Raw genomic sequence first — 6,087 nt, 5'->3', positions numbered from 1 at the left:
GACTCTGTCAACCGCGACCTGCCTGCGACAAACCAGATTAACTTCTTGTCTACTATGCTGGCTTCTATGGTCGGCTTCCTCCTCATGGCGGCTGAACCTGCCAAGGAAGGTGGCTTCCTGACTGCCTTCATGGGAACCAAAGGTCTTTTGACAGCTTTCATCGCAGCCTTTGTGACCGTTAATGTCTACAAAGTTTGTGTGAAAAATAATGTCACCATCCGCATGCCAGAAGAAGTTCCACCAAATATTTCCCAAGTATTTAAAGACTTGATTCCATTTACTGTCTCAGTCGTTCTGCTCTACGGTTTGGAACTGCTTGTTAAAGCAAGTCTGGGAGTAACCGTTGCAGAATCTATCGGAACGCTTCTTGCTCCACTCTTCTCAGCAGCAGATGGCTATCTGGGAATCACTCTTATCTTTGGTGCTTATGCCTTCTTCTGGTTCGTGGGAATTCACGGTCCGTCTATCGTTGAGCCTGCCATTGCTGCCATTACTTATGCCAATATCGATGCCAACTTGGCTCTGGTACAAGCTGGTCAGCATGCGGATAAGGTCATCACTTCTGGTACTCAAATGTTCATCGTTACCATGGGTGGTACTGGTGCGACCTTGATTGTTCCATTCCTTTTCATGTGGATCTGTAAGTCTGAGCGTAACCGTGCAATTGGACGGGCATCTGTTGTTCCAACTTTCTTTGGTGTCAATGAGCCCATTCTCTTTGGTGCTCCAATCGTACTGAATCCGATTTTCTTCATTCCATTTATCTTTGCACCTATCGTAAACGTATGGATTTTCAAATTCTTTGTTGATACCTTAAACATGAACTCCTTCTCAGCCAACCTTCCTTGGGTGACACCTGGACCTCTTGGAATTGTGCTGGGTACCAACTTCCAGCTTCTGTCCTTTGTACTAGCAGCTCTCCTTGTTGTAGTGGATGTGATTATTTACTATCCATTTGTCAAGGTTTATGATGAACAAATCCTAGAAGAAGAACGTTCCGGCAAAGCTAACGATGCTCTTAAAGAAAAAGTAGCAGCTAACTTTAATACTGCTAAAGCGGAGGCTATCCTTGAAAAAGCAGGAGTGGATGAAGAAGCTCCAGCTCAAAACAATATTAGCGAAGAAACCAATGTTCTGGTGCTCTGTGCAGGCGGTGGTACTAGTGGATTGCTGGCCAACGCTTTGAATAAAGCAGCAGCTGAATACAATGTTCCTGTCAAAGCTGCAGCTGGCGGCTACGGTGCTCACCGTGAAATGCTGCCTGAGTTTGATCTCGTTATCCTGGCTCCTCAAGTTGCTTCCAACTTTGAAGATATGAAAGCGGAAACAGATAAATTAGGCATCAAGCTAGCTAAGACTGAAGGCGGCCAATACATCAAACTAACCCGTGATGGCAAAGGGGCGCTTGCCTTCGTTCAGGAGCAATTTAACAACTAAATCTGTTTATTTGAGATGAAGCAACTTGATAAGAATGTCATCAAGCTTGACTTCATCTCAAAGGCTATTGAAAGGAAAATAAGATGACAAAAAGCTTACCTAAAGATTTTATTTTCGGTGGTGCCACAGCAGCCTATCAAGCTGAGGGAGCAACCCACACAGATGGAAAAGGACCTGTTGCCTGGGATAAATACCTAGAGGACAACTATTGGTACACGGCAGAACCTGCCAGTGACTTTTACCACAAGTACCCTGTGGATCTGAAATTGGCTGAAGAGTATGGTGTTAATGGCATTCGAATCTCCATCGCTTGGTCACGGATTTTCCCGACAGGCTATGGCGAGGTCAATCCAAAAGGTGTGGAATTTTACCATAATCTTTTCGCAGAATGCCACAAGCGTCATGTAGAACCTTTTGTGACCCTTCACCACTTTGATACACCAGAGGCTCTTCATTCAAATGGCGATTTCCTCAATCGGGAAAATATTGAGCACTTTGTGGACTATGCGGCTTTCTGTTTTGAAGAATTTCCAGAAGTTCGCTATTGGACAACTTTCAATGAAATTGGTCCCATTGGTGATGGTCAGTACTTAGTCGGAAAATTCCCGCCGGGTATCCAGTATGACTTGGCCAAGGTTTTCCAATCCCATCACAATATGATGGTCTCTCATGCCCGTGCCGTTAAGCTATATAAGGATAAGGGCTACAAGGGTGAAATTGGTGTTGTTCATGCACTTCCGACAAAATATCCTTACGATCCAGAAAATCCAGCAGATGTCAGAGCAGCAGAGTTGGAAGATATTATCCATAACAAGTTTATCCTAGATGCGACTTATCTGGGGCACTATTCAGATGTAACTCTGGCAGGAGTAAATCATATCCTTAAGGTCAATGGTGGTCAGCTGGATCTACGAGATGAAGACTTTGAGACTTTAGAAGCAGCTAAAGACCTCAATGACTTCCTCGGCATCAACTACTATATGAGTGATTGGATGCGCGACTTTGATGGTGAAACAGAAATTATCCATAACGGAAAAGGCGAAAAGGGAAGCTCCAAGTACCAGATTAAGGGAGTAGGGCGCAGAGAATCTCCAACCCATATACCAAAAACTGATTGGGATTGGATTATCTATCCGCAAGGTCTTTATGATCAGATCATGCGGATTAAGAAAGATTATCCAAACTACAAGAAGATTTATATCACAGAAAATGGTCTGGGTTATAAGGATGAATTTGTGGACAATACGGTTTACGACGATGCTCGCATTGACTACGTCAAGCAGCATCTGGAAGTTTTATCCGATGCGATTGCGGACGGGGCTAATGTCAAGGGCTACTTTATCTGGTCTCTGATGGATGTCTTTTCTTGGTCTAACGGTTATGAAAAACGCTACGGCTTATTCTACGTTGACTTTGAAACTCAGGAACGCTATCCGAAGAAATCCGCTCACTGGTATAAGAAACTAGCTGAAACACAAATGATTGAATAGAAAAGCAAAACTCCCATCCTCAGCTGAATGGAATCGGCTAGGACGGGAGTTTTTTTATTCATCATCATCTGTAAATTCTAGGATGTCTCCAGGCTGGCAATCAAGGGCCTGACAGATAGCATTGAGGGTGCTAAAGCGGATAGCCTTGGCCTTGCCCGTTTTGAGAATGGAAAGGTTGGCGTTTGTGATACCGATGATATCGGCCAGTTCACCCAGTTTCATCTTTTTCTTGGCCAGCTGGACATCAAGATTAACGATAATCATGATAGCAGCCTCCTAGATGGTAAATTCATTTTCTTCAGCAATATCAATCCCCTTTTCCAGAATTTTCATCATCAGCCAAATAATCAGAGCACCCAAGAGAGGTGTAAAGCTCATACTGGCGTTAAAAGAGAAGGGGAGAGCGATGGGATTGCCTGATGCAGCAACCTTAACGGAAAGAAAGGTCAGAGCCAGAAAGACTTTCCATGCCTTATCAGCTAGTTGGGTATTCGATGAATCAAAAATCTTTCCACCAATCAAATTTTTGATGAAATTACGAGCAAGATAGATGAGATAAATAGTCAAAGAAGCTGTGAGAAGGTTTATAACAAAGGCTAGAATACTCCACCAATTTGAAAAATCAACTGAGAGCAGAAATTGAACATGGATTTTTATTCCCAACCTGTCGGAAAGACCGGTGTAAGAAATCACACTTAGGATAGTAAGAAAGACTAGAATAGCAGCATAACCCACTATGATAAGGTTTAATAGAGTAACAATATCTTTGAGCAAAGAGTTATTTTTTAATTCAATCTTTTTCATGATGCTTACCTCTATCGAAAATCAGCCGGCAGTAGATTTTCTTTTCCTTTTATTCTTATTATAATCTATTTTTTATTGTATTTCAAGAAAAATATATCGAAAAACGATAAAAACAAAAATAAATTTCCTTCTATCATAAAAGTAATTCCTTATTTTTTATGCTATACTGTTGTCAAATTAATTCAAGGAGGAAAAAATGGGAATTTTTGATTTCTTTAAAAAACAATCGGAAAATCAGGAAGCTGAGGAAGTTTTCGATGAAGAGTACGAAGAAGTAGTAGAAGATATCGAGCCGGTAGAAGATTATGTGGAGTCTCCGCGATGGGAAGCCATCTCAACAGAATTTGCTCGGATATATAATAATCAAGAGCCGGTAGATCATATTGAGGCCATTGTAAAATGGCGTTTTGGCGGGCCGGATCCGCTGGATGGTGTAGATGTCTATGATGCAGGTGACTCTTGGCATTTGGTTAGTTATGGCTTGTCTGAGCTGTATGAAAAGCTCAGTGAAGATCCAAACTATAGTGGCTATGGTTTTGAATTTACCATGCGACTGAAAAAAGGAAACTACCAAGCCAATGATGAATTTATCAATATCGTCACGATTTTTCAGGAGTTGGCGCGCCGGACTTTTGAGACCGGAGAGGTTTATCAGCCTTTTGAATACATTTATACTGGACAGCTTCTTGGCTTTGACCGTGAACAGGAATCTGCTTTGACAGGTTTTATCACGGTTCCGGATGTAGAAGCCCAGCCTTTGGAGACAGTCCATGGTCGGGTAGATTTTATTGAGTTGGTTGGAGTGACAGATGCAGAATTACAGCAAATCCTCAATGAAGAAGAGACTGCCCAAGGCCTCTACGCTCGCTTGGGGAGTGACCTAACAGACTATGGTCGGCAGTCGCTTGTTGGATGACGAGTTTTCAGCAACTTTTTGACAGCTCATTAGTTTTATTCTATAATGAAATTACTTATTATTTAAGGAGATAAAAATGAAAAAGATTTTTTCAGCCAGCGTGGTTCTTTTAGCAGCAGTTACCTTAGCAGCATGTTCAAATAATCATTCATCCGTTACTTCTAAATCTTCAGAAAGCAAGGCTGCTTCTAGCTCAGTTAAAAAGTCTTCAAAATCAAGCAGTAAAGAAAGTAACTCAAGCAGCTCAAGTACTTCGTCAAGTGCCAATCTAGAAACACCTGACTTTGTCTTGGTTACAGACGAAGAAATCGCTAACGCAACAACAATTGGTGATTTAAAAACCGTGTACAATAAGCTTGCGGATAATTACATCAAATATAGTGGAGAAATTAAAGAAAAACTCCCCGAATCTGAAAGAGCAGATTTTGACCAAGAAGCGGAAGAAGGTTTGAAAGCTTTTGAGGAATCAAAACAGACTCTTAGTGATCAATTATCTCAGTATGGTTCAGATGATTTAGAAGTTCCAGCAGAAGTACGAGATCCGTTCCTGCAGAACTTAAAAGAGAAACGTGATAAACTGGTAAATGTTTTGAAAATGTCTTATATTTTTGTTTCAAACATGCCTAAAAAACAGTAAGAACAGCTATTGAAATTGTTCCTGATTCCTTGGAGAAGATTTTTCCGAATTAGGTAGACTTCCGAAGCTGTATCATGGTTCATTTCAATTTATTACTAGACAATAAAACATCAGGGGCAGCCTTATCGTTGCTCCTGATGCTTTATACTCTTTATTTAAACTTAAAGCCTTCATAGACCAGATCTGCTTTAGGATTGGTCTTTTTAAATTCGTTGGCTAGCTTCTCCATCATCTTGACAGGTCCGCACATGAAGACGGTGGTTTGGTTATCCAGAGGATAATTCTTGAAGTCTAAATAGCCGGAGACCTTGCTATCGACCAAATGAAGGTCAAACTGCGGATTCTTGGCCGCATAGTCTTTGAGTAGGTCTAGGTAAACAGCATTTTCAGCTCCAGTGTAAGCATAGTAGAAGCTGACTGGACGATTCAGATTAGGATTTTCTCGGATATAGGAGATGAAGGGCGTAAGGCCAATCCCACCAGCAATCCAAATCTGTTTTTCCTGTCCTTGGTCAAGAATCATGTGACCATAAGCTCGGTCAATGGTGACCTTGGTTCCTTCTTGAATGTTGTTATAAAGTTTCTTAGTGTGGTCACCAGAGTTCTTGATGGTAAAGTAGATGATATTGTCATGGCCGCCAGAGATAGAGAATGGATGCGGCGCTTTTTCAAATCCTTCTTGGAAAATCTTGACAAAGGCAAACTGCCCATACTGATAGTCTAGCTTTTGACTGAGCTGGATCTTCAACTCTACGGTATCGTGGTTGAGGCGTTTGACCTGCATGATTTTTCCCAGATGGCGA

General features: G+C 41.6%; 6 protein-coding genes and 1 pseudogene. 4 read left to right on the top strand and 3 right to left on the bottom strand.

The window, feature by feature from the left end:
* Together RWS24_RS10365 and lacG are read left to right on the top strand one after the other, a co-directional pair.
* A partial coding sequence (locus RWS24_RS10365; protein ID WP_314367281.1) for a lactose-specific PTS transporter subunit EIIC occupies positions 1 to 1,437 on the top strand: 1,437 nt, incomplete at its 5' end.
* 83 nt (positions 1,438 to 1,520) lie between these two features.
* Complete coding sequence (gene lacG, locus RWS24_RS10360) at positions 1,521 to 2,927, top strand: 6-phospho-beta-galactosidase (protein ID WP_314367278.1); 1,407 nt, start codon at positions 1,521 to 1,523, stop codon at positions 2,925 to 2,927.
* 54 nt (positions 2,928 to 2,981) lie between these two features.
* Here the strand turns inward: lacG and RWS24_RS10355 are convergent, their stop codons facing one another.
* The gene (locus tag RWS24_RS10355) at positions 2,982 to 3,191 is read right to left on the bottom strand and encodes a helix-turn-helix transcriptional regulator (protein WP_314367275.1); all 210 of its coding nucleotides are present in this window, start codon (positions 3,189 to 3,191) and stop codon (positions 2,982 to 2,984) included.
* 12 nt (positions 3,192 to 3,203) lie between these two features.
* Positions 3,204 to 3,731: a DUF2975 domain-containing protein gene (locus RWS24_RS10350; protein ID WP_314367272.1), complete on the bottom strand. Its 528-nt coding sequence runs from the start codon at positions 3,729 to 3,731 to the stop codon at positions 3,204 to 3,206.
* A gap of 196 nt (positions 3,732 to 3,927) precedes the next feature.
* Here RWS24_RS10350 and RWS24_RS10345 point away from each other — a divergent pair, with 196 nt between their 5' ends.
* Positions 3,928 to 4,647 (top strand): suppressor of fused domain protein, encoded by a 720-nt coding sequence (locus RWS24_RS10345; RefSeq protein ID WP_314367269.1) that lies wholly within the window; start codon positions 3,928 to 3,930, stop codon positions 4,645 to 4,647.
* Between the two features lie 76 nt (positions 4,648 to 4,723).
* Positions 4,724 to 5,284, top strand: a complete 561-nt coding sequence (locus tag RWS24_RS10340; protein WP_314367266.1) for a hypothetical protein — start codon at positions 4,724 to 4,726, stop codon at positions 5,282 to 5,284.
* A 151-nt stretch (positions 5,285 to 5,435) separates the two neighbouring features.
* Here the strand turns inward: RWS24_RS10340 and RWS24_RS10335 are convergent.
* Positions 5,436 to 6,087, bottom strand: a pseudogene (locus RWS24_RS10335) (oxidoreductase); the annotation flags it as partial.

It is taken from the genome of uncultured Streptococcus sp. (genome assembly GCF_963528215.1).
GTDB lineage: Bacteria > Bacillota > Bacilli > Lactobacillales > Streptococcaceae > Streptococcus.
Note: the sequence above shows the minus strand (reverse complement) of the source record. Positions and strands in the feature narration are given on the sequence as shown.